The organism is Paenibacillus taichungensis (genome assembly GCF_003287275.1).
In the GTDB taxonomy this organism is placed as follows: Bacteria; Bacillota; Bacilli; order Paenibacillales; family Paenibacillaceae; genus Paenibacillus; species Paenibacillus taichungensis_A.
On record NZ_QEVW01000005.1, the window covers coordinates 466,969 to 490,464 of the forward strand.

Below are 23,496 nucleotides of genomic sequence, written 5' to 3' on the forward strand. Positions count from 1 at the left end.
CAGAGATAACTTGCAAGTTCCCTTTTGAATGCATACATAGCAAAAAGCACCCCGATTAACAGAAGAGCCTTCTGATTCGAGATGCCTGATTTTCAACTTTTATTTTTCATCGAAAAAAACATGTTCCGCCTGCAATTCCCCTAAATGTGTCGTCATGATACCAAAAGAATACTGGGGCTGACGCCGCCGATCCGTAGGAGAACCCGGATTAAATATCAGCACATCATTGACCGTATGCATCACCGGAATGTGCGAGTGTCCAAAAATCACAGCATCCACCTGCTGTCCTGCAAAGGTGTGGATCGCATTCTGCTCTGTAGACTTCGATCCCAGATGACCATGTACAAGACCAAGACGCAAACCGTCCGCCTCAACGATGCGGGAGAACCCGAGTTTTTGACCTATTTCAGGCGGGTCCGTATTACCTGCAACACCTTCAACGGGTGCATAAGCGCTAAGCAGCTTGTATACACTCCAGTCCGACCAGTCCCCCGCGTGGAGAATCAGATCAGCATCTGTAAGCGCCTCAACCAAGGGATCGGGCAACTTCCGTGCTCTTCGAGGTAAATGAGTGTCCGAAATGACAATAATTTTCATAGTACAGCACACCTTCCCTTTCCCTTTCCCTTATATGACGCTTTATTCGGCATGTGATGGAAGAACTTCAAGCTGGGAACAGGAGCGCTCCATATCTTCAAGGGTAATGGATGCAAAGAATTGTTCCACCTTTGCTTCGGCAACCTGATACAGATTGGTCAGCAGGCTATCAATACGAAGGCCAACATCACAATTTGGATTACAGTTACCATGAATCGGAAACAATGGTCCTTCATCCTTGGCAGCCTGATAGATCATGGCTAATGTGATTTCACTTGAGGGCTTGGCGAGGTAAAATCCTCTTGTTCCCGGTGAGGAGTCCACAAGCCCTGCCTTTTTCAACCCGCCCAGAATACGTCTGACCACGACAGGGTTGGTATTCACACTACCTGCAATCAGTGCCGAAGTGATTCGTTCAGGCGCGCTGAAAGACAACAACAACAAACAATGCACACTGACCGAAAAATGAGTACTCATGATTAACCACCTTTTATTTGAGCATTATTATGCTGATTTTATATCATCCCAGATGTGTAGGCTTACTCAGAAAACAGGTCCTGTTCAGGGCGCGCCCGGATTTTTAACTGCCGAACGCTGTATTCCAGTTGTTTCACAATATCGTCCAGTTGTTTGCGATCAATCTTCGTTGGATCTTCCACTGGTTTCGCCGATGACTTCAGATCCCGAATCGTTAACTGCTGTTCTTGCCACTTGTCCATCAGATCCGCTATATTGGCGTAGAAACGTTCGTAATCTTTAATAACCAAATCAAGATAGGCATCCACCTCATCCGGATCATAACCACGAAGTTTATAGTTGAATTGTTTTTCATGAATTGATAAAGCGTCGAGCTGTACGCCCAATTGCTTGAACAATTGTCTTTGTTTGTCCAATCTTCGTTTCATATGCTCATCCATATTGACAACCCTCCATTATCAAACGCGCCGCGGTAAGCACAAGAAGATCTTCGATACCGCCGCATTTTCTCTCTATATTTTTTATAACACATTATCCGTCAGATATAAAATCGAACGCCCCTCTTTACACACGAAACTGATTGCTTCTTATGAAATTCGGGTAAGGACTGACTACAACCCCAATGCGGGAAAGGAGCATGTCCTTATGAGTACATTAACCAAAGATCAACTTCAAGAGCTCAAAAACGCTCTTTTGGAGCAACGTGAAAACCTACAGCGTCATTTTGAATCCAGCATGGAAGACGGTGCTCCAGCCGAGTCCCTGAAAGATTCAACTGGTGAGCTGTCATCATACGATAATCACCCTGCAGATGCCGGTACGGAGACGTTTGAGCGAAGCCGTGACCTGGCGATAGATGATACGTTAACCGACGAGTTCAACCAAGTGAATGAAGCGCTGGGGCGAATCGAACAAGGAACGTATGGCTCCTGTGTGACCTGTGGTAAGGATATTCCCTTTGAACGACTCGAAGTGATCCCTTACACGGCCTACTGTATCGATGATACGCCTAACCGCGAGTTAAGCAACGAACGGCCCGTTGAAGAGGAAGTCATGACGATGCCGCCTAGCGGTGCCGGTGAAGTAAGACAGCGCAATGCTGGCAAGTTCGATAACGCTGACGCCTGGGAAACCGTCGAGGAATATGGCACATCGAACTCCCCCGCAACCGCAGCCAAACGTGACGTGAAAGATTATGATGAAAACATGTAGTTTATGAACGAATTAAGGTCGTTTACGCTTAAATAGGTACATTTCTCCCATCATGCCAAATTACGCATGAAAAAGCCGCCAACGGCGGCTTTTTTCTTGGTCCAGCATATCATCTTTACACAGACGGAACTTCAATCAATCCGATGAATATGCTTCGGTTACTCCTCCGCCTGACCACCAGACGAGGATTCCTTCTGCTTTTTAGCAGGTCTTGACGTTTTGGCAGCGGGCTTGCCCTTATCGGGTGAAGCCTTCTTTTTCAATTTCCCAGCGGTTTCCATAGCGGGCTTATTCACTGTATCTTTGGATAGGGAACTGAATAAATGAAAGACCTCTTGGTCCGCATCATGCCTGTCTTTCGTTAAGTAGGGTTCACACATCTTCGTAATGTTGTTGTACAACTGCTCTACTTCTTCCCGGCTAGCATACAACGTCATATCCGAGATAAACATGCGGTCTCCGTTTTCCGCCTGATTCATGAATCGCCGACGGCTCTGCTCAAACATTTCATTTAACAATTTGAAGGTTTCGGAACGAAATACCTCCTTCAAAGGTGAATTCTCTTCATCTTCGTTACGGAGCTGGATTTCCCCCTTGAAGGGATCGTAATATTTGGCAATAATTCCATTAATTTCACGAGTGGATACGATGGTCAGCAGACCGATTTTCTCCAGTTTTTTCACATGATAATGTACCTTGGCTGGCACTTCGCCCATCTGGTCTGCGATCTCTTTAACCGTAGAAGGTCTGCCCTGTTTATTAAACATATTCATAATCTGTATCCGATACGGATCGGAGTAGACCTTGATTTCTTCAATCGTTGAAAGTACTTTGCGCTGCATACCTGTATCCTCATTTCCGGGGTACCTGTTGCCCATCATGTGTATATTATACCGTCCGAACAGGGTTTCGGTCAAAACAGGCTGAAGATAACAGGCTTTAGGAAGTTCTATTATAGAACAGTGCGGAAAGTCTTGCTCAGAAGCACTAGAGCAGCTGACATGGCAAGCAAAACACCAAACACGATAAATAGAATCGGCAATGCCACCCAATCGGCAAGGGCTCCAGAAAGCAAGCTTCCTAATGGAGCAACACTCACGACGAGCATACTTTGAAGGGCGTACACTCTGCCAAGCATCTCGGAAGGTGTAACTTCCATGAGATAGGATGCAAGGGGTGTTGTAGCGAGTGGAATCCCCATGCCCATCATCAGACAAAAGACAGCAGCAACAGGCAGCTGGTAGGACGTCATGTAAGACGGGAGAGCGGTCATGGCATAACTGAGCCCCAACATGACAATGCCTACGATGACCAGCACACTTTTACGGTAATTCGATCCTTGGTGGGACAGCCACAAGCCGCTCAGTACCATGCCTGCCACAATCAGCCCACTGAGTAGGCTTAATCCTCCTGCTCCGGCATGCAACGTTTCAATGACATATGGCGTGCGAAGGACATTGAATGGCATCAGACAAAAGTTAACAAAGGCAAACAGAATCGAAACGATCAGTAACAACACATGTTTACGCATAAAATGAAAGGCTTCTGTCATTTCAGAGAATATACTTTTTCTTGCTGAAGGAGAATTAGATGAATACAATGGTGTATTATCACTGTTAGATGATGTTGAGGTTTTCGGGTACCCCACACGGCTCATCAGAAGTGCACTTAAAGCAAACAAGCCCGCATCGATCAATATCGTCCACGTGATCCCTGCTGTTGCAATTAACGTTCCCGCCACTGCAAGTCCTGCGAGTTCTGCAACCCGGGTTGCAGATGAGGCCATGGCATTACCAGACAGCAGCATCGATTTGGGAAGTAATCGCGGTACAGTGGACACCTCTGCAGGTGACGCAAAACATTCCAGAAGAGAATTCAGAATGGTGATAACGAACAGATGCCAGACTTGCAGCTCACCCAGACCAAACAAAAGTGCTGTAATGCCCACAAATAAACCTCGGCCGGTATTTGTGAGCACAATCACCTTTTTGGGCGACATGCGATCCACCAAAGCTCCGACAAACAGCCCCAGAAAGATACTCGGCAAAAAGTTAACAGCCAGCAGTGTTCCCATCAGCAGCTTTGAACCTGTCAAAATGTACACCATCCAGCTATAAGCAATGGAATCAATCGAATCGCCAAATCTGGATACAACCTTGCTCACCATAAACTGCACATAAGGTTTAACCCGAATTAATTCTCCGATCCCTTGTTTGTGTGCGACTGCACCTTCGCTCATTTTTATTCCGCCTCTCAACGTGAAAATATTTTTAATGTTAATTTTATTTTAACGTATGATATGCGAAAATCAACCCTTTCGTGAAAATATTTTTAACGTTGTATTTATTCCATTCTTTTCTTGATGATTTTTAATGGGCCCTCTCCATAAAAACACAAAAAAACAGACCGAAGGGTCTGTTCGTCTGTTCTCCAAACACTAATATTTATTTGCTGCTATGATTCGTAGTTCATGTACTAATGCTCAGTCTTGAATTGAAATCCAATACTCTCTTCTCTCGCCTCCAGCATCAACTGGTATACCTTCTCTGCCTCGCTACCCAGCCGCTCCTTGCTGATCTGGTAGTTCGTCCAGGTTAATTCAAGTGGCAGCTCGATCATGCCTGTAAAGCAGTCCCACAAGGCGTCCAGATTTGCACCGTAAAAGTCTGGCAGCTCAAGCTTTTGCTTCAATAGCTCATGTAGCTCTGTCGTGCTGGAAAAGTCCTCACCGTTAAGTACTATCCTCTTCATGTCTGTCCTGTCCTTCCTTATTTCAAGCGAGTAAAGGATGCATAGTGATCTGTCGTTTTGTAAATCAAGCCGTCATTGGAGTACAGGATTCGGTCAGAATTACGGAAACCGGAAGTGTAGTTGATATCCGCTTCACGCCAAGTACGGCCACTCGCTGCTGGAAGCAAGCCTTCCCGGTTGCTAAACACGTCTCCACCGATACTTTTGCCCGGAGCAACCGTAGCAAGGTTGCCTTGGGAAGATACCCAGCCAAGTGCCGTTGCCTGTGCTTTGGTAATGTAGTTACATGGCAGATTCCCGTTGGCGCTGAGATAGTTGGCCACACCAGTAAACGTATTGATGATGGTACACGTTGCAGCTGAAGCCTTCTGCTGTCCAACCGGAGCGATCTGAGAACCTGTGAAGAAAACAATCGTTAACATAACCGCTAGCAGAGCTGTAGACAAGAACTTTTTCATAAATCCAGCCTCCCAATGACTTAAAATGGATGAACGTTGCCACTATGTAAGTGATATGAGATGTGAATTCTGCCTGGATGTACGTTCTGCTAGATTATAGTGAACAAGCCATCTATTTACTATTTATATCACATCATTTTGGAGGAAATATCAAATTTAACTGTTATTATTGTAAAAATATATAAATATAACATTTAAATATAACAAAAGACTCACATCCCGGCGGATGGAGTCTACCATTTCGAACATTTCTTTTCATCTATCATGTTAGCATGTTAGCTCCTGTTTTGATCCACTAATTGCACCCGTTGACGGGTTCGCGCCGATTCCAAACATGCATCAATAACACGCATATTCTGAATGGTATTTTGCGGACTGAACGGTAGCGCTTCTCCTTCAAGCACTGCGGCTGCAAAAGTCTCTACCTGCAAAACATAGGAGTTCGATACCGATACACGTTCCTCACGGCTGACGGAATCGGTGTGCACGATAATCTGTGGTGGAATATCACTGTTCTCCCAACCGAACACCTTGGGCAGTTCAATCCGACCATCGGTACCGAGAATCTCCATCTCGGCTCGTCCAGAAGCCCACATGCCGCAGTCAAACGTTAACGCTACTGAATTGGGAAACTCCACAAGTCCTGAAGCCATCATATCGACGCCATCATGCTCTTCTGAAAATAGAGCATGTACCGTAACGGCTTCCGGTTCCTGCCCCAGATACATGCGTGCTGCCGAGATAGGATATACGCCAAGATCAAATAATGATCCTCCGCCCATCTCCTTTTTGAACCTTACATTGTCCTTATCGTCAGCGGTATTGCAAGTGAAATTGCCGTGGAGGGCTCTGACCGTACCAATCTCCCCACTGGCTATGATCTCTTGTACACGTCTATGCTTGGGATGGTATCGATACATGATGGCTTCTGCAAACAATACGCCGTGCTGTTGACATACCTCAATCATTTCCGCCGCTTCATCTGAATTCAGAGCAGCCGGCTTCTCACATAATACATGTTTTCCAGCCTGAGCAGTCTTAATTGTCCACTCCTTATGCATGTGGTTCGGCAGAGGAATATACACAGCTTCAATATCCGGGTCCGCAATGAGTTCATCATAACTGCCATACGCTCTGGCAATGTCGAGTTCATTTGCAAGAGCTTCCGCCTTCTCCTTGCTGCGGCTGGCTATTGCCAAGACTTCACCACGTTCGGATTGTTGAATCGCAGGAATGACTGCATTTTTCGCAATTGTAGATGTACCAAGTACACCCCACTGTAAGTGTCTGTCCATGCTTATCTTCCTTTCACTCCGTAATTGTCCTCTTCTGCCTTGTGTAACATGCCGAGACAACGATCAAGATCAGCCTTAACCTGTTTTTTATATAATTCGGCTTTCTCCGCACCATCATCCGTGAAGTGATATAAAACGATTTCCTGAAAATCGACTTTGGGATCACTGCCCTTCAGCTTCTTTGTACGATAAAAGACACCCTGTTGAACCAATTCATGCAGCGCCCGGTATATCTCGCTCTGGGGTGGTACATAACCGTAGGCTTTGAATTCCTGCTTCATGGCCTCCAGCATCTCATAACCATATCCCCTATGCTGTTCAACCATCGTAATCAGATACAGCTTAATAAATGCCCGCTGCGCAATCATAAAAGCCACGTTCATTCCCCTCCTGTCAGCTCTATATATCTAGTATTATAAAACTTATGTTCCCCTTCTGCCATCTTTATCCGTCTTTCTCCCTTTAATCGATGGGCGTTGGAATGCAAGAAGGAGAACTGATAAAGAGGCAGGAACGTAAGGTAGAGCGAGAATTTGGGCTTTCTATTATGAATTTTTCATGTAATGAAATTTTAAAAAAATTATTTCAAAAAAGGTTCGTCATAGTAATGGCATCACTTTTTTCAGGTTGTTGCTTCCATTTTCATCGGACTTCTACTCACTGTTATTCTGAATTTTTCATATAATGATGTATTCACCCGTTAATCAGGTTTGGACTTCGGTACAGTTCCCACAACCCACTTGCCCCAGCTTGCGCGAGAGATGAGCCACGTAAGTACGCAGGATAACGTAAGCGCCAGCAGCCAAGTGATGATCATGCGAATTACGGGGTTTAAACCCAGTGCCACAAAAAACTGCTCATCCGGAATGTAGCTGTAGCGCAACATCAGCATGTGCATCAGGTAACCCCCGTATGAAACCCCGCCAATCCACGCCAGCACTCGCGTTACTCTGATATTGTGGAGCTTGCCAGCCAGCTGGTACATCACCATGATGGAAGCAATGAGAAATAAGATCATATCCGGTCGAATAAGACTGACGGTATAGAATGTAATCTGTATACCCTCCGGCTTCTGGAACTCCAGCATTAACTTATATATAAACCGAAGACCAAGGACAATAAACACGGTCCAATATCCCCAGCGCAAACGTTGAATCCACTCATTCCAATGTTGAACCGATAGCCCGGCTGCCGCACCAAGCACAAAATAAAAAAAGAAATACAGGAAATTTCGATCCGCATAGGTTGTAAAGGCATCGGTCAGCACCGGGACACTCAACCATTCCATAAACCTGGCGATATTTCGCAATTGATCCGCGAGCACGAGGTACACCACACCGGAGATCAGAAGAGCTATTGTGCGCCCTTTCGCCTCATATCGGTTATAGACGTAACGGATGGCTCGCAAAAACAGGGGAAACAACAGATAAAACTGAATAAGCATAATAATGTACCAAAAATGCGAGGTCGTTTTGCCTGTGATTAATTTTAAACCAAGGTCAGGGATATCCTGCCAACCAAATCCGTTCCATCCGCGAGGTGCGAGTGTGAAATAGATCAGTGACCAAATCATATAGGGGACGATTACATCGGTTAATCGCTTTTGCATAAAACGTCCATAATGCAACTTGTCTCCTGTATTATAGAAAAGCACCATACCTGTAATAAAAATAAACAGGGGTACAGCAAATTTGGACAGCATTAATAAGATTGCGAGCAATACACCGTCTTCCAGCCCCGCTTCCGGGACCAGGGAATAATGTGCAATGGAGTGCTGAAGGACGACTGCTGCAAAAGCAATCCCCCTCAGACTTTCAATTTCTGTAATTCGTTCTTTACGAGGCATAACAGAAAGCCTCCTTTCTTGGTTTTGCCATGAAAACGACGTACAATAAAGCCATATATTGATGAACGGGGTGATTTACATCTCAGGTATAGACCAAGACATAACCACCATTGACTCCAAATATGTACAACAGCATCTCGCTAACGAACGAACCTTTCTGGCCTGGGTACGTACCGGCATTGCCATGGTCGGGATTGGTTTTCTTGCAGCAGGCTTCGGATTCAGTTCAACGGCATATGATCGGATGGCCCATATCGCGGCAATCATCATTGGTATTACTTCCTTGGTCAGTGGTATTCTGATCATCCTGTGCTCTGCTTCCGCTTATCACCGAAAACGCAATCAGATTAATTCACAAACATTCCAGGCATCCACGAAATTGATTCGGTTCCTGACGCTGATGCTACTGGTAATTGGACTGGCCCTGGCCGTATTGCTGTATGTATTGTTATTCCCTGCCTGGCAGGTTTAACACCTGTACCTTGCAACAGCAGGAAGTTAAAACAGGGACAAAAGCCGGCTTCCTCTAAAGGAAACCGGCTGATGACCACCTGGTGGCTCACTTATGTCATTCCAGTTGAAGATTCCTGTCTTTACTGAACCGATTTATTATAGAAAAGTATTGTTGCCAAGTCGAGCGGCCTTATCCCGAGCTTCCAATCTTTGATTTTCCATATCGAGATCCGTGCGCTCAACCGTAACATCATCCCGATTGACATCAATTCTGTCCCGGTTCACATAACTGTTACTGCTAAACACGTCATAAACATCCGTGTCCCGATCCGTAGAGTCCACGAGTAGCAGGATTTTACCACTTTGCACGTATTCCTCATACTGTCTTGCGTCCTCTTCCGGAATGCCCAGACCCACAAGTCCACCTACAAGTCCGCCTGCTCCTGCACCTACAGCTGCACCCGTAAATGCTGCAGCAATCGGGCCAGCGGCCAGAATAGGACCTATGCCCGGAATCGCCAATGCGCCAATGCCAGCGAGCAATCCAGCGACTCCGCCGAGCACCCCGCCTGTTGCTGCACCTGCAGCTACACCTTCGGGTGCTTTTGTACCCGTCTCTTCGCGAATAGCTTTCAGTTCATCCCGATCTTGTGTAACGACCGAGATTTCATCTGAAGTGAACCCTTGCGCTTTCAGTCCCTCGATTGCGGATGATGCCTCACGCTCTGTATTAAACACACCTACGATTTTCTTCTGCATAGTGAATCCCTCCTCATCTAATTGAGTGGTTCGCTATGTTATTACCCGCCTTGTTTTCTTTCAAACGCTTCCACCTCAACATCATATCCTTGAAGGCCTAGGAGAATGACCAACCATTGATATGCAAAGAGCCACCGCCTTAGGGTCTGCACGTGGTGAGATACGAAGTTGAACTCATGCAAGCAACCGCTAAACTCTCGGTTTAGCTCGGTTAGTGGCTATCGCTTCGAGCGGATCATCCGGCCAATAATGTTTGGGATAACGGCCTTTCAAGTCTTTCTTTACCTCAAAATAAGTCTCCCGCCAAAAGTTCTCCAAGTCTCGTGTGACCTGTACAGGCCGCTGCGCCGGGGAAAGCAAATGTATGGTCAGTGGTACTCGACCACCACCAATACGCGGGGTCTCCTGCTGGCCAAACATCTCCTGCAGTCTCACCGCGAGCGTTGGATCTTCAGGTCGGCTATAATCCACAGAAATACGCGAACCACTAGGCACCTGAATATGTGTAGGCGCTTCACGATCCAATTGCTGTCGCTGTTCCCAGCTTAGTCCGCCGAGCAGCACATCCTGCATCGACAATCTCTTGAGATCCGCAGCAGATCGCATGCCTGTCAGAAAAGGGTTAAGATGTTCTGCCAGTTCTTCGGTCAGATGATCTTCGATGAGATCAGGCCATTCCGGCAAATGATGATGCAAAAAGCGCAGCCTGTCCGCCAGCTGCCGTGATGATTTTGTCCAGGGCAGACAATCCAGCCCCTCGATACGTATTCCTGAGAGTAATGCTTCGAGCACCTGATCTTCGGGTGGCTGTGCAATGCTGCTCTCTTTCAACGTAATGGCTCCAATTTGCAGCCTTTTATGCGCCCGCACACTGCGGGTGTTTCGGTCCCAGGCCACCTGTACTTCTTCATGCAGCAGATGTGGACCAAGCTCCAGCAGTCTCTTCTCCTGCAATGGCGCAGCCAGCAGGATGCGCGCATCCGCGCCCTGGTCGTCGGCTTCGGCTGCGACCAGATAGGCTGAACGGCTCAGCGATTCTGTCGCTGTGAGCCGTACCCCACGGCCGCTGCTCAGCAGATAGCGGCCGTCCTCCCGGCGCTGCCCGATCCGGTCCGGATAAGCGAAGGACAGCAGCCATCCGCAGCTGTCCTCATCCGGCCGTACCGGATCGGCCGCCGGGCCGAGCGCCGAGCGCAGCTGGCGGCTCTCCTGGAGCATGCGCCGCAAGGCAGCGACGTCTGCGACAGACGCTGCCGCTTGCGGCATGCCGCTGCTGTCCGCAGTCAGCAGCGCTTCCACGCGCGGGCGCAGATCGGTGCCCGCGCCTGCACTGCCACTGCTGCGGAGGCCGGCAGGCTCCTGCAGCAGTGCCGCCAGCATGCTGGCGTAGCTGGCCAGCCCAAGCTCCGCCGCGCGGAGCAGCATGCTGGCCAGTCGCGGATGCACGCCAAGCGTGTTCATCCGCCGCCCGAAGGGCGTGATGCGGCCTGCGTCATCCAGGCCGCCCAGCTGGCGCAGCAGCGCCTGTGCCTGGCCGTAGGCTGCGGCAGGCGGGGTGTCCAGCCACTGCAGCTCTGCAGGGGACTGGACACCCCAGACGGCAAGCTCCAGCGCCAGCGGCGCAAGGTCCGCGGAGGCAATCTCCGGCTTTGCTGCCTCAGGCAGCACGCCATGGGCCTCTTCGCTCCATAGCCGGTAACACACGCCCGGTGCAATCCGCCCCGCGCGACCCCGCCGCTGATCGGCTGACGCCTTGGACACCGGCAGGGTGACTAGCCGACTCATGCCGGTCCGTGCCGAGAATACGGAGGCACGACTCAGCCCCGCATCCACCACGACTTTGACTCCAGCTAAGGTAAGACTGGATTCGGCAATGGACGTGGACAACACAACCTTCCGTTGACCTTCATCTGCGGGTCGCACGGCTTCATCCTGCCGTTCTACAGACATGCTGCCATATAAAGTATGTACCTGAACGTGGGCAGGAAGCATACGGTCGGACAGCTCTCGCTCTGTGCGATGGATTTCTTTTGCACCCGGTAGGAAAACCAGAACATCCCCTTCCTGTTCTGCCAGCGCCTTAACGACGGCCTGAGCTGTAAAAGTCTCGATCTGTTCGGATGCCGGTTTGGATACATATCGGGTTTCCACCGGAAACGTTCGTCCAGGACAGTTAATCCATTTGGTCCCCTCACCAAGCAGTGCACAGACAGGAACAGGGTCCAGCGTGGCGGACATCACCAACAGTTTCAGATCCGGACGCAGCATGGCCCTGGATTCAAGCGCAAGCGCTAAACCAAGGTCACCATGCAAATGCCGCTCATGAAATTCATCAAAAATAATCATCGCCGTATCTTCCAGCCCCTGGTCCTGTTGAAGCATCCGGGTCAATACACCCTCCGTCACCACTTCAATGCGAGTGGATTGACTAACACGCGTATCCATACGCACCCGATATCCTACGGTCTGTCCCACTTTTTCACCAAGTGAAGCCGCCATTCGTGCAGCTGCTGAGCGAGCGGCGAGTCTGCGAGGCTCCAGCATCATGATTTTCCGTCCAGCAACCCATGGCTCCTCCAGCAGTGCCAGCGGTACTACGGTCGTTTTACCCGCACCCGGCTCGGCAATTAACACACCTGTATCCTTCTCTTGAAATAACTGCCTCAGCTCAGGAATAATCTGTTGTATCGGTAAATCCGTCTTCATTTCATCTCTCCTAATTGATGTTCCACGTGTCTATTCGAATGTTAGCATTATAACAAAAAAAGCCGTTCCAGAGGAACGACTTCATAGATACATTCATTACAACATTTTACATCCTTCCATTTAACTCGCTCACGACGCTGATTGAAAGTCGCTCTATGGATGGATACAAAATGATCATTTAGCTCAGCAGCGACTCTGCACCGTCAATGACAATTTCCGCACCTGTAATGTGTCTGGACTCCGCAGAAGCCAGGAAAGCTACCAGATCAGCGACATGCTCTGGCTGACCCGGACCATCCGCAAGCGGTTGCTGGCCTTCCGGGAATTCCATCGGGATGACGATTTGATCCAACTCATCCGTTTTGACCGTACTTTGGTCAATATTCGTTGCAATCGCTCCGGGACAGATGACATTGACACGAATCTTGAACTTCGCCAATTCTAGCGCAGCCATCTTGGCAAAAGCAACCTGCCCCGCCTTAGATGTACTGTACGCCGACATGCCGAAGCTAGAGAAGCGCTGATTACCATTAATAGAGCTTGTGATAATGATACTGCCGCCACCACGTTTCTTCATATGAGGCAGTGCATACTTGATCGTAAAAAAAGTCCCGTTCAGATTCGTCGTAATAATCTGCTGCCAATCCTCAACCTGAATTTCTTCAATCGGTGCCGATACACCATTAATACCTGCATTGGCAAAAACGATATCCAGACCGCCGAATAATTCGATGGTCTCCAGAACTGCTTTTTCCACCCGGGCAGGATCGGAAATATCTACATCGAATGCTCTTGCCGCACCTTCACGCAGCTTATTAATTTCGGCTTCCGTCTCCGAAATCCGATCATTAACCAGATCGAGCAGTGCAACATGTGCTCCCTCACTCGCCAGTTTGAGTGCTGCCGCTTTGCCAATCCCCGAACCAGCACCTGTAATGATGGCGACTTTACCTTCGAACCTTGGCTTGCCGTTATGTTGTGTCATAATCCATTCCACTCCTTCTCGCTCAGTAATTATGTAAGAATGTACGTTCATGCAATTTCTGTAAGTAGATTCTTCACAAGATTACCCAAAAAGAGTGTCTTTTAAATCAACATGGACAAGTTTTTTCGTAGTTAAGGCTCACCACTTTTAGCAGCATGATCAGAGTTGTCATAGAATCCTCACTTGACCTCACCATTCCAGCTCAATGAAAGCGGCATCATCTTCAAGCCCGCCCGTATGTCTGGCATCCAGCAGTACCTGGATGTGCTCATCCGGAATATAAGCCTGAATAGCATCCAGATCATTCAGGCCATCCGTGTACATTTGCAGACGAATTGCTTCATTCGCAGACATTTTCGCCTCATAGATATGCGGTTGGCCACCCACTGGACCTTCCAATGTAGACCAACGTTCATTCGTACGGCAGTTCATCTGAAATGCTGCCGATTGCTCCTGACCGTTACGCCAGAGACGGATACGGGAATCCCCTTGCCAGGCTAGCCACACTTTGCTTTTTCGATTGCCTGCCGAGAGCTCGATGCGTCCACATACGTACATGGCCTGACTTCCCTTGCTCCGCTTCTCCATCAGCACTTCCCGCAGCAGTACAGGCGAGTTTTCCAAAGGCTGCAACTTCTCCAGCTGTTCGGATGCCGAACTGGTCAAATCATGAAGCAGACGTTCCATAACATCCAAAGAAGGATGCGGAGTCGTTTCCAGCCACTCCAGCAAGGCGTTCCCCAGAAAGCGTGCGGCAAAATCCCCAAGGTAACTCATGCCTACCCCATCACATAATACGAAAGTACACACATTACCATTCATGCGAACAGCAGCAAAATCCTGTCCGGTGTCTCCCTGATTAACGGTCTCCGCCGCTCTTCCATAGCCATACCTGCATTTGAATGTACCTTGATAACGGGTCAACGGCTGTTCCCCTGTCTGGACACTCACATAGCGAAAGTTACCCTGATAGTGGTCCGCACGGCTCCCCTTATCTCCAGCAGACAATGTTGCCAAACGCATCGCTCTCATGATTCCCCTCCTATCTCACAGGCGTAGCAGCGGACATCTGAAATCCGATGGATACCAGTTCTGCACAAGTACCGGGAAGCATCATCAGTGCACCAGGTGAAAGCAAATAATCCGCCTCAACCAGCATTTCACGATAACTTTCCGGCAGAACCGAGGACATATTGCGCAGCTTCTCCCCATGTTCATCCTGAAGGACCGTCTCCTGGGATATTCCCTTCCATCTTCGCGGCTCTGGAATAGGGCCCTCCAGCAGATGATCGGATATAAAAATATTCTCGACGAGTACATTGCCATCAGGCACGCTCATACCCATTATTCTTTTGGCAATGGGCTCCGGATCTTCGCCTGTAGCTACCCCATCGGTCATATGACATACAAGCGGTGCAGGGCAATCCTGCATATTTGGAATTTCAGCCTGCAGAATTTTCTCGGCCTGCAGGAAAGCTTTCGCTGAATCCGAGAATCTTTTCGGCGTTAAGTCGGGTAAGGAACCTACAGCAGCGATTTCGTCGATTCCTTTTATCCCGTTCAACAGGTCGTACACATCGTCGCTGTATGCCAGAATCGCGATCCTGTAACGGGGTGTCAGTCGGTTGCCCTTGGTCGAACGAAACACCATTTGGCGAATAGCCAGAGATAAGGCATCATAGACGACATCAATCCGCCGACGGTTGTCCAGAACCATATTCATAGAGGCGCTAATATCAATTAAATAGATAATCAGTGCGGGTGTGCGCTGGGATGCTTGAATTGTGTAGTTCATCTGGGATGTGTCACCTCCGTCGTTCACGTTATTTTACAAGTTGGGTAATGTATAATCCGTATTGCTCAGGAATTTATTGATCGCACTCATTCGTGCTGCCACTTTACCGACACCTTTGAAATAGGTCGCATCAGTGTTGTACAGATTTTTGAAATCACGCGCGTATGATTCGGCATTCTCAATTTTTCTGCCTTTTTGCGCATTATACGTTTTATTGTAATGCGCTATCAGCGTGACAACATTCTGGGCACGCTTTTTCTTGAGCGCAGCTTTCTGGGCTGCCTCCTGTATGCGCTGAGCCTCAGCTGCTGCCTTACGTTCGGCTTCCTGCTTCGCAATCTTAGCGTCATTTTCTTTTTTCCAGACTAGGTAAGCTTCATATTTCGCCTGTTTGTCGTACTTTTCCTGTTCAGCCTTCTTGGCTGCTTCCAGCTTCTGTTGTTTCTGCTTGGCAAGATACGCCTCATATTTCGCTTGCTTATCGTACTTAGCCTGGAGCGCTTTGCGCTCTTCTTCTTTCTTCTTGGCCTCTGCCTGCTTTTTCTCCGCTTCAGCCAGCTTTTTCTTTTCCTCTGCATCCAGTTTCGCTGCATCTGCTTCTTTTTGTTTCTTTTCTTCTTCCTGCTGCTTCAGAGCAGTCAGCCTCGCAGCTTCGGCCTCTTCCGCAGCCTTTTGTTCGGCCTGTTGGGCAGCCGCCTCCTGCTCCTTCTGTTTTACCTCCGCCTGATCGGCCAGTATTTTTACCGTCGGCACGCTTCCAGCCAGCAGAACAATCAACACCGCCGAAGAAATCATAAACTTTTTGGATCGGTAAAAAGGAACCTTGAATGGCTGAGCTGTATCATCAGGCTTGGGATTTAGCTTCGCGTCCAGCTCTTGAATCGCAGCCTCAACTTCCATCTGCATCGCACTGTTATCCGGAATGAAATGATGTAGTGAACGGTACACTTCGAGCGCCGCAGCCGGTTTGCCTTCATCCTCCAGTGCTCTCGCCTGAAGGAAGAGACGGTTTACTACCGCTTCCTGACCAGGAGAGGGTTCCACGGCTGGCACATTCTGACCCGTATTTCCCAGCTTATCCGATATACCGCTTGTTGCTTCTGTCCCTTTAATCTGCTTAGTCTCCACTGCATTTGACTGGTCTGAAGTCTTGACTTCAGACTCTTCTTCAACAGATGCTGCACTTGCCAGACGGATGTCCACAGCAGCCAGTGCCACAAACCATTCGCCAAACGTAGGGCAGCTGCTGAGATCATGACTCTCCCAGGCACGAATAAACAGATCGGACACCTTGGAGCCCCAGCGCTTCTGGAGCGATTCTCTCATGGCATAATAACGTTCATTTACCGTCTGCATTTCGTGCTGGTCAAAATAACTTTCTCCCCATGCTTTCTCCACAATCGCTGCATCAGACCAACTTAACATCTCCGCAATGATAACTGCTCCCGCAAAACGATCGGCATACGCACTCCACAAACCGCTATGCACTGTCCGATGGGCCGCATACCCCGGTGAACCGGCAAGCAAAGCATCTGGACGATCCATTCTGGAACCGTACATCTGCTCAACGTCTACCAGTTCAACTGCTGAAATCCCACTCAGGTTCTCCACTTCGGAAAAAAACGGAATCATCACATTGGGTGCGGACAAATCACAATGAGCCAGTCCACGCTGTTCCATAGCCGAACCGGTCCCAGCCAGAGCTCTCGCCAGCTTCAGACTTTCCTCTGCTGTCAGCTGCTTTTGATCGCTGATTACATCGAACCAGGTCAGACCATGCACCCACGGCATCAATACCGCATACAACAGATCAGGATGTTCTCCAATGAGCGCTCCGTTTCTTTCCGGAGTGAGCACATCACGCTTGCATACCTGCAAACCTGGCAGTTCACTATAAGACTCCATATGCTCAGACTGATACACCATAGCCGGGATACGGAATTTAGGAAAAAATACTTTTAGTGCTTTGGCCCCACTTATGGAACCGTTACGGGGTAACAACTGATAGACGATACCCTGCCTTCCAGCTTGGGCGTAAGCCAGACCGGGCGCAGCCGGATGCTGCCCAATGATATAGGCAATGTCGTTAATCACCACTTCATCCCCGGGATTTGGTTGAAAAGACATGCTCATCCCTCTCTCTGTCATTCTGTCATAGTGCAGCAAAAACCGGGTGTTGTGAAAACGCCCGGTTTTTGCTGTAGTTATACATCCTCAGCTTGCTTCCCGCATATGATTCTGGGCAACCTCGGTAATGAAACCTGCCCGAACTATGTATCGCAGATTAGCGAGCTTGGTCAGCCGTACGGAATTTGTTGGCAATAGCCGTCAGTTCCGCGCTGATGCTATTCAGCGTCTGAACGAAAGATTGCATTTGTTTGCTGGCTTCCTGGAATTCCTGGAAGAAGCGTTGTTTCGTCATACCTTCCCATTGCCCCTCCATGCTTGTGATGGATTGAGTCAATGTAGAAACGATTTGCTGACTTTGCTCACCGCTTTGTTTAAATTGGTTGGAAACCTGATCAAGCTGTTCTGGGGTAACTAAAATCCGTCCTGCCATTTGTAAATTCCTCCTTGGTTTGTGCAATTAAGTTCACTTGTTCAAATTGTACTATACAAGGATCGATCGGACAAAAGCCGAAGGACCTAATCCTATTTACCCCATTTTTGGCATTCGAAACTTCACCTAACAGACTATTTATAAAAAAATTCACTTTCTGCTGTCTTGCTTATTCAGCCTTGTCCTCCGTGAGCTCAGGAAACCACAGGTTCGGTTTCTCTTCTCCCACGAAAGGAGGGATCTGTGAATCTCCACGCCACAGGTTCAGGCTGCATGGCCTGAATCAGGGTCGCCGGCGAGCCATCAGGCGGTGCGGCATCCTGTACACGGTACACTGCCGCTACCGCGGAAAATGGATCGGATACAACAGCAGCAGTTGCCGAATGCGCAGGCATAATCTCTCCTGCACGCTCCGTCTGAAGAACATTCAACATATTGACCGCATTGCCATAGGCTGTGTTCACATGACTCAACACTGTACGATACTCCATGTCCACCTGCTGGAATAACAAGGCCTTGCGTCCCAGCTGTACGCTCAAGTCCATAAAACGACGTACTGCTGCTTCGCAGAGTCGCTTGCTGTGATTCCATTCATTCATGATCGCGGCGCGGGCTTCAAGATCCCACTCCAACGAATGAATGGCCTGATCCAATACTGTCATCTTTTGCTGTATTTGCTCCGCCGCATACTGAATCTGCCTGCTCAGTGCCCGAAGCACATCCGGTTCCACACGAATGCGCATTTACCATCACCTTTCCTCTTCCCCTGCAGGCTGTTTAAGCCAGTCCAGCAGCATCTCGTGAAACTGTTCTCTCGTCGTCAGTGCTGCAACAAGCCAATCATCCGAAGCCGCAGTACTCATGCGAAACAGCCAGTTGGATACCGTACTTGCAGCGAAAGCCGCAGACTGTGATTTCCATCCTTCTCCGTTCCATACAAGCAACCGCAGTTCCCCTTCTGATTCCTTGTTCACCAGACAGCGCGCAAGCGCAAGTGACCCCTCGGGATCGCTTGTCTCTTGTACCAACTCATCAGCCACTGCCTGTAATTCTTTGTTCTTCAGATCATTCATCACATCATAGAATTTATTCTTGGAGCACATCAGTGCCGGCTTTTCCGCCGGAGAATGACCACTCCAATTCATTCTTTGAATCAGAAAATCAATCGCTTCACGAACATTTCCCAGGTCACTCAGCCGGAACGAATCCGGTTCGTCTGCAACACGGGATACTTCAACGACACGTTCATCCGTGCAGTGCACATAACTTTCATACGACTTGCCGCTGTGCGTGTAGCGAATCCAGCAAGCCCTGTCGGACAGTCCCGCAATGGCTACCCTGGAGAAAACGGTCGGTGTCATGATCAGCTCACTGCTGTCCTGATCCTGAATCAGATATCCTTTGTCGAGCAGGGATGTTTTTACACGCTCCCACTCCAAAGCAATGTCTTCCGCCATATACCCGCGGAACGGATCTTCCACGCCAAGCAATCGGTCTGAACCGAGAATCCCGGCCAGGAAAAAAAGCTCTTTTATTTGCAAAGTGACTACCTTTTGCTTGGAATCATGAACCGTCAACATTATGAGCCACCTCCCCTCAAACTACAACATGCCATCGGTCACGAATTTCAGATATCCAATCGGTCATTTTCCAGGTGCCATCACATGGAATTGCACCTTTAACCCTGGAATATTTACGTTTTACATAATAACCCTGACCCGGAGGCAGTACCTTCAGCCCATTTGAATTCCCTCCGGACTCCGAATAAGGTATACGGAAGAACGAGAGATCATTAGGGTCTAAAGTCCCGAACAACAATCCGCTCTGGGAAGCCTTCACATCGTTCACCCAGTCAGAACCAAAGGTTGGAAAGTCTGCAGGAACTCCTGACAGAATCACATGTATTCCTCGGTCCCTGCCTTGACGAACGATCGCTCCCAATTGATCCTTCACATTAAAATCATTTAATTGCTTGGATAACGTATCCGCATCGTCGATAACGAGAACGATCTCTGGTCCACCGGTTAACTCGCCTCTTTTTAGAACTTCATCGTACAACTGTTGGATCACAGGTGCAAGCTGTTCTTCACGGGATACGTGTCCACGGACATGGGGCAAACTATTGATTTCCCCCAGTCCTCCGGAACCATACCGCATATCTACCGTGTATATTTGCACGTCTTCAGGAGACGCATGATAGGCAAGGGATAACATCCAGGTCAGCAAAAATGTCGTTTTGCCACCTTCCATCGGACTCGTAACCATGAAATGCGGTCCTTCACGCAAATTCAGCAGGAAGGGTTCCAAATCATCGGTCAGCAGACCTACGGGTACTGTTAAGGAAGAACCGTCTAAGACTTGCCCGAAGGTTCCTGTACGGATAAGTACATCTTTGAGCTTAACCTCTTCCGGGAGCGGCGCAATCTGCGGCGCATCTTCTCCGTTCCAGTTTTCTCTGATCTCTGCAATCATGCTGCGCAGAGCGGAAGAACGCTTGCCTTCATCTGCTCCGGATGATGGCAAAGCCGCCTGGAACATCAATGGAGGTACCTGTCCTTTGACCAGTCCTCTTCCAGGTGGAAGCTGGCTAGGCGCCTTGGACGGCCGTCCCACTGCGTAATAATAGTCGCTTGGATCAGACAATTCAAACGAAACCGCATTGGGAATATTGCTTCTGAATTTCTCAAATACATCCGTAACACGGTTGGCCGTAAGGATAAATGTGATTCCCAAACTGCCACCTTCACGAAGGATCGTTTCCAGAAGTTCATTCTCCTCGGGATAAGCATTTCGGAAAGAAAGATAACCATCGATAACAACTACAATCTGTGGCACGGCTGCATGAGCTGCGCGACGGTAGGCTGATATTGTCTTAACCCCGGCTTCCGAGATCATGTCCTTGCGTTGTGCCGACAGTTTCAGGATGTATCGGAATAAGCGCTTGATCCGATCTTCCTCTTCAGACATCATTACCGCACCGATCTGAGGCAAGCCTGCGAAATCCTTCATCATCCGGCCCATATCAATAATGTAGCCATGCCAAGGTTCAGTCCGCTTAGAACGGGCCAGTGACATCAGCAAGGTTTGCACAAACGTCGTTTTTCCCAGACCAGGCATACCGTATACAACCAGATGTCCCTGATCCACCGGAAGTGCGAGCGGCTGCTGTCGTTGATTAGGCAGATCATCCAGCAGGCCAACTACAGGTTTCAGGCCAGCGGCTCCGCCGTCAAGCAATACTTCACGATTCCCTTCTTCCCGCCAGTCGTTGAGGCTTTCCCATTCCAGTGTCTCAGGCAAGGGTGGCAACCAAGGCCCTGGTAATCGGGTGATCCCCGCCTCTGCTGCCGCTTCTGCCACATAATCAATAAATACCTGAAGTTGCTTGGGCACATCCTCACCTTTGAGCACAGCTCTGCGCTCTCCAGTCAAGAGTGGTTCCCGTTTGCCATTCAAGCGAACTTCCATAACAGGCAATACTGTCGTTGTATCTTCCTGCTGATTATACGGCGCACCACTCCAGGCGAATTGCATTTCCTCAAACACTTCATCACTGCCTACCTGGAAGTATCCACGGCCTGGCTTGGTGATCCAGGCCGCATTCGGAATTTTGATCATATCCCGACTATCCCCTTCACTTTGAACGCGAAGACAGATACGGAAACGCGAATTGCTCCAGATTTTATCATCGACCACACCTGCAGGCTTCTGAGTTGCCAGTATAAGATGTACACCTAGTGTCCGGCCGATGGCCGCTATGCTGATTAATTCATCCATGAACTCCGGCTGATCCCGCTTTAATTGCGCGAACTCATCAATGATGATAACCAAATGCGGCAACGGTTGTTCATGTCTGGAACGCAGAATTTTGTAATACTCATCAATGTGCTGGAGATTTCCTGCATCATTTAATATTTTCTGCCTTCTGACCAGTTCGGCCCGCAGTGAGATATTGGCTCGTTCAATCAAATTTCCATCCAGATTGGTGATCGTGCCGACGACGTGAGGCAAGCCCACAAATGTATTCGACATCCCGCCGCCCTTATAGTCAATCAACATAAAGGCCAGATCATGTGGATGGAACTCGGCAGCCAGAGAGGCCACAATTGACTGGATAACCTCACTCTTGCCTGAGCCCGTTGTCCCTGCGATCAGACCATGCGGGCCATGACCCTGACGTTCGATTTTATCATGTAAGTTAATTGCAATTTTCTTGCCGCCGGCTCGCACGCCCATAGGCACGGGAAGTGTGTCCGGGTATCGTGTCTGGCTCCAGCGTGTGACCACATCCAGATCTTCTACTCGAGATGTACTTAACATGTCGAACAACGGAAGCACCTGGGGTATATCTGAAGCGGATGAGCGTTTCAGACGAATCGGTGACATATACCGCGAGAGTGCATCTGCGGACTCTCTGGTGATCACATCTGGCGTGTACATTTGCCTGATCACGTCGGCATCCTCAGTTTTTTTGATATAAAGCCCTTTTCCTTTGGAAGCCTCCATAATTAACTGACAATGCATAGGTAGGGATTCCTTGCGGTTTGCCAGAATGATGGTACATACATCGATCTCCTGCGCCGATTCCAACAGCAAGGGAAGCAGCGGCTCTTCTTCTATTAATTGAGTATCCGAGAGAACCACCACATAACATGGCGTTTGCACGGTTTTCTTATATCGATCTTCCTTATTATTGCGCCGTCGGTTCAACACGGAAAACAAGCTGTCCGCCAATTGATGCGCACCGCTGTGCCTGTCGGCCATATAGCGTTGTCCCTGATCTTCATCCCAAATGTGGGGCAACCAGCGCAGCCAATCCCATTCCTTTGATTCCTTTTCTTCATAAAAGGCAGCAATCTTTAATTCATCCGGTGAATGACGGACGGTCAGTTGTGAAATAATTACACGCAATGAAGCGAGTACTTCCTCACGATTGCCGACCAACCCCATCACTTTCGACTGAAATAAAGGCAGTGTAATCGATGCTTCGGGTACTGTCTCGAACTCAGCTGCCAATTCATGAGCCGCTTCAATTAACTCATCCTTTTCATAACCGTCCACACGAGGAACCTGGAGTTTGATCCGGAACGGAATTTCGCCTGTGCCGATTCGTACCTGCAGGAAGTCATCATCTTCCGGGGACCGTTCCCATAACGAACTGTTGCGATTCTTCACCAACTGAAGACATACATTGGGATCCCCATGAATTTCATACAGACTCTTCACTTGCTCCGCTTGAGCTGCCTTCAACTCTTCACGATGCTTCTCCAATTGTGCACGATACATGGTAGTACGCTCTTCCAGCTTTTTACGATAGGACTTCTTGTTGCTCAGATATACAAAAAACGGAATCGTGTATGAAGTAAGCATCATCATAACCGTCATCATCTGAAACATCATATAATTGGGATTGCCCATTTTGCCCGTCATGTTGATATATACGTAGAATCCGATACTGACCATCGTCATCATGATCGGTATTATAATAGAAATCATTGAAAATGTAGGTTTGTTTGGTTCTGCCGGAGGCCTCAGAATCTCCAGCCTTTCTTCCTTAAGAACCGGTGTCATTCTTGGAGAACGTTGATATAACACATTCACG

The 23,496-nt window shown here is 48.7% G+C and carries 22 protein-coding genes; 2 read left to right on the top strand and 20 right to left on the bottom strand.

Going from position 1 to position 23,496, the window contains the following annotated elements; all coding sequences use genetic code 11:
• Positions 1 to 99: 99 nt before the first annotated feature.
• The 3 genes from DC345_RS07295 to DC345_RS07305 all read right to left on the bottom strand — a co-directional run bounded on the left by DC345_RS07295 (position 100) and on the right by DC345_RS07305 (position 1,514).
• Positions 100 to 597, bottom strand: coding sequence for a metallophosphoesterase family protein (locus DC345_RS07295; RefSeq protein WP_113052551.1), 498 nt, complete (start codon positions 595 to 597; stop codon positions 100 to 102).
• 42 nt (positions 598 to 639) lie between these two features.
• Complete coding sequence (locus DC345_RS07300) at positions 640 to 1,074, bottom strand: Rrf2 family transcriptional regulator (RefSeq protein ID WP_113052552.1); 435 nt, start codon at positions 1,072 to 1,074, stop codon at positions 640 to 642.
• Positions 1,075 to 1,136: 62 nt separating this feature from the next.
• Positions 1,137 to 1,514 (bottom strand): DivIVA domain-containing protein, encoded by a 378-nt coding sequence (locus DC345_RS07305; RefSeq protein WP_024630343.1) that lies wholly within the window; start codon positions 1,512 to 1,514, stop codon positions 1,137 to 1,139.
• Positions 1,515 to 1,719: 205 nt separating this feature from the next.
• On the opposite strand from DC345_RS07305, the gene DC345_RS07310 reads away from it, so the two are divergent.
• Positions 1,720 to 2,286 carry a TraR/DksA C4-type zinc finger protein gene (locus DC345_RS07310; protein WP_113052553.1) on the top strand — a complete coding sequence of 189 codons (567 nt, stop codon included), beginning with the start codon at positions 1,720 to 1,722 and terminating at the stop codon, positions 2,284 to 2,286.
• Positions 2,287 to 2,444: 158 nt separating this feature from the next.
• On the opposite strand, the gene DC345_RS07315 is transcribed toward DC345_RS07310, so the two are convergent.
• The 7 genes from DC345_RS07315 to DC345_RS07345 form a co-directional block, all read right to left on the bottom strand.
• Complete coding sequence (locus DC345_RS07315; RefSeq protein WP_258530582.1) at positions 2,445 to 3,167, bottom strand: ArsR/SmtB family transcription factor; 723 nt, start codon at positions 3,165 to 3,167, stop codon at positions 2,445 to 2,447.
• Positions 3,168 to 3,238: 71 nt separating this feature from the next.
• Positions 3,239 to 4,525, bottom strand: coding sequence for an MFS transporter (locus tag DC345_RS07320; protein ID WP_113052555.1), 1,287 nt, complete (start codon positions 4,523 to 4,525; stop codon positions 3,239 to 3,241).
• Positions 4,526 to 4,761: 236 nt separating this feature from the next.
• Positions 4,762 to 5,037: a barstar family protein gene (locus DC345_RS07325; RefSeq protein ID WP_113052556.1), complete on the bottom strand. Its 276-nt coding sequence runs from the start codon at positions 5,035 to 5,037 to the stop codon at positions 4,762 to 4,764.
• Between the two features lie 17 nt (positions 5,038 to 5,054).
• Positions 5,055 to 5,495: a ribonuclease gene (locus DC345_RS07330; protein WP_113052557.1), complete on the bottom strand. Its 441-nt coding sequence runs from the start codon at positions 5,493 to 5,495 to the stop codon at positions 5,055 to 5,057.
• Between the two features lie 275 nt (positions 5,496 to 5,770).
• Positions 5,771 to 6,790: a Gfo/Idh/MocA family protein gene (locus DC345_RS07335; protein ID WP_113052558.1), complete on the bottom strand. Its 1,020-nt coding sequence runs from the start codon at positions 6,788 to 6,790 to the stop codon at positions 5,771 to 5,773.
• 2 nt (positions 6,791 to 6,792) lie between these two features.
• Positions 6,793 to 7,167, bottom strand: a complete 375-nt coding sequence (locus tag DC345_RS07340; RefSeq protein ID WP_063563231.1) for a replication termination protein — start codon at positions 7,165 to 7,167, stop codon at positions 6,793 to 6,795.
• A 323-nt stretch (positions 7,168 to 7,490) separates the two neighbouring features.
• Positions 7,491 to 8,636: an acyltransferase gene (locus tag DC345_RS07345; RefSeq protein ID WP_113052559.1), complete on the bottom strand. Its 1,146-nt coding sequence runs from the start codon at positions 8,634 to 8,636 to the stop codon at positions 7,491 to 7,493.
• A 61-nt stretch (positions 8,637 to 8,697) separates the two neighbouring features.
• On the opposite strand from DC345_RS07345, the gene DC345_RS07350 reads away from it, so the two are divergent.
• A complete protein-coding gene (locus tag DC345_RS07350; RefSeq protein ID WP_113052560.1) occupies positions 8,698 to 9,108 on the top strand; it encodes a YidH family protein in 411 nt (136 codons plus the stop codon).
• Positions 9,109 to 9,245: 137 nt separating this feature from the next.
• Here DC345_RS07350 and DC345_RS07355 read toward each other — a convergent pair whose 3' ends face one another.
• From DC345_RS07355 to essC, 10 genes are all read right to left on the bottom strand, one after another.
• On the bottom strand, positions 9,246 to 9,848 hold the full coding sequence (locus DC345_RS07355) for a general stress protein (protein ID WP_063563227.1): 603 nt from the start codon (positions 9,846 to 9,848) through the stop codon (positions 9,246 to 9,248).
• A 189-nt stretch (positions 9,849 to 10,037) separates the two neighbouring features.
• Entirely contained in the window at positions 10,038 to 12,554 is a 2,517-nt protein-coding gene (gene hrpB, locus DC345_RS07360; protein WP_113052561.1) for an ATP-dependent helicase HrpB, read from the bottom strand.
• A 178-nt stretch (positions 12,555 to 12,732) separates the two neighbouring features.
• Positions 12,733 to 13,539 carry an SDR family oxidoreductase gene (locus DC345_RS07365; protein ID WP_113052562.1) on the bottom strand — a complete coding sequence of 269 codons (807 nt, stop codon included), beginning with the start codon at positions 13,537 to 13,539 and terminating at the stop codon, positions 12,733 to 12,735.
• 189 nt (positions 13,540 to 13,728) lie between these two features.
• Entirely contained in the window at positions 13,729 to 14,571 is an 843-nt protein-coding gene (locus DC345_RS07370; RefSeq protein WP_113052563.1) for a protein phosphatase 2C domain-containing protein, read from the bottom strand.
• Between the two features lie 10 nt (positions 14,572 to 14,581).
• Positions 14,582 to 15,334: a vWA domain-containing protein gene (locus DC345_RS07375; protein WP_064639011.1), complete on the bottom strand. Its 753-nt coding sequence runs from the start codon at positions 15,332 to 15,334 to the stop codon at positions 14,582 to 14,584.
• Between the two features lie 33 nt (positions 15,335 to 15,367).
• Positions 15,368 to 17,461, bottom strand: a complete 2,094-nt coding sequence (locus tag DC345_RS07380; RefSeq protein ID WP_113052564.1) for a protein kinase family protein — start codon at positions 17,459 to 17,461, stop codon at positions 15,368 to 15,370.
• Between the two features lie 157 nt (positions 17,462 to 17,618).
• Positions 17,619 to 17,894 carry a WXG100 family type VII secretion target gene (locus tag DC345_RS07385; protein ID WP_017689071.1) on the bottom strand — a complete coding sequence of 92 codons (276 nt, stop codon included), beginning with the start codon at positions 17,892 to 17,894 and terminating at the stop codon, positions 17,619 to 17,621.
• 194 nt (positions 17,895 to 18,088) lie between these two features.
• The gene (locus DC345_RS07390) at positions 18,089 to 18,637 is read right to left on the bottom strand and encodes a WXG100 family type VII secretion target (protein ID WP_113052565.1); all 549 of its coding nucleotides are present in this window, start codon (positions 18,635 to 18,637) and stop codon (positions 18,089 to 18,091) included.
• A gap of 6 nt (positions 18,638 to 18,643) precedes the next feature.
• Positions 18,644 to 19,474, bottom strand: a complete 831-nt coding sequence (locus tag DC345_RS07395; protein ID WP_113052566.1) for a hypothetical protein — start codon at positions 19,472 to 19,474, stop codon at positions 18,644 to 18,646.
• Positions 19,475 to 19,490: 16 nt separating this feature from the next.
• A complete protein-coding gene (gene essC, locus DC345_RS07400) occupies positions 19,491 to 23,495 on the bottom strand; it encodes a type VII secretion protein EssC (RefSeq protein WP_113052567.1) in 4,005 nt (1,334 codons plus the stop codon).
• Between the last annotated feature and the right edge of the window lies 1 nt (position 23,496).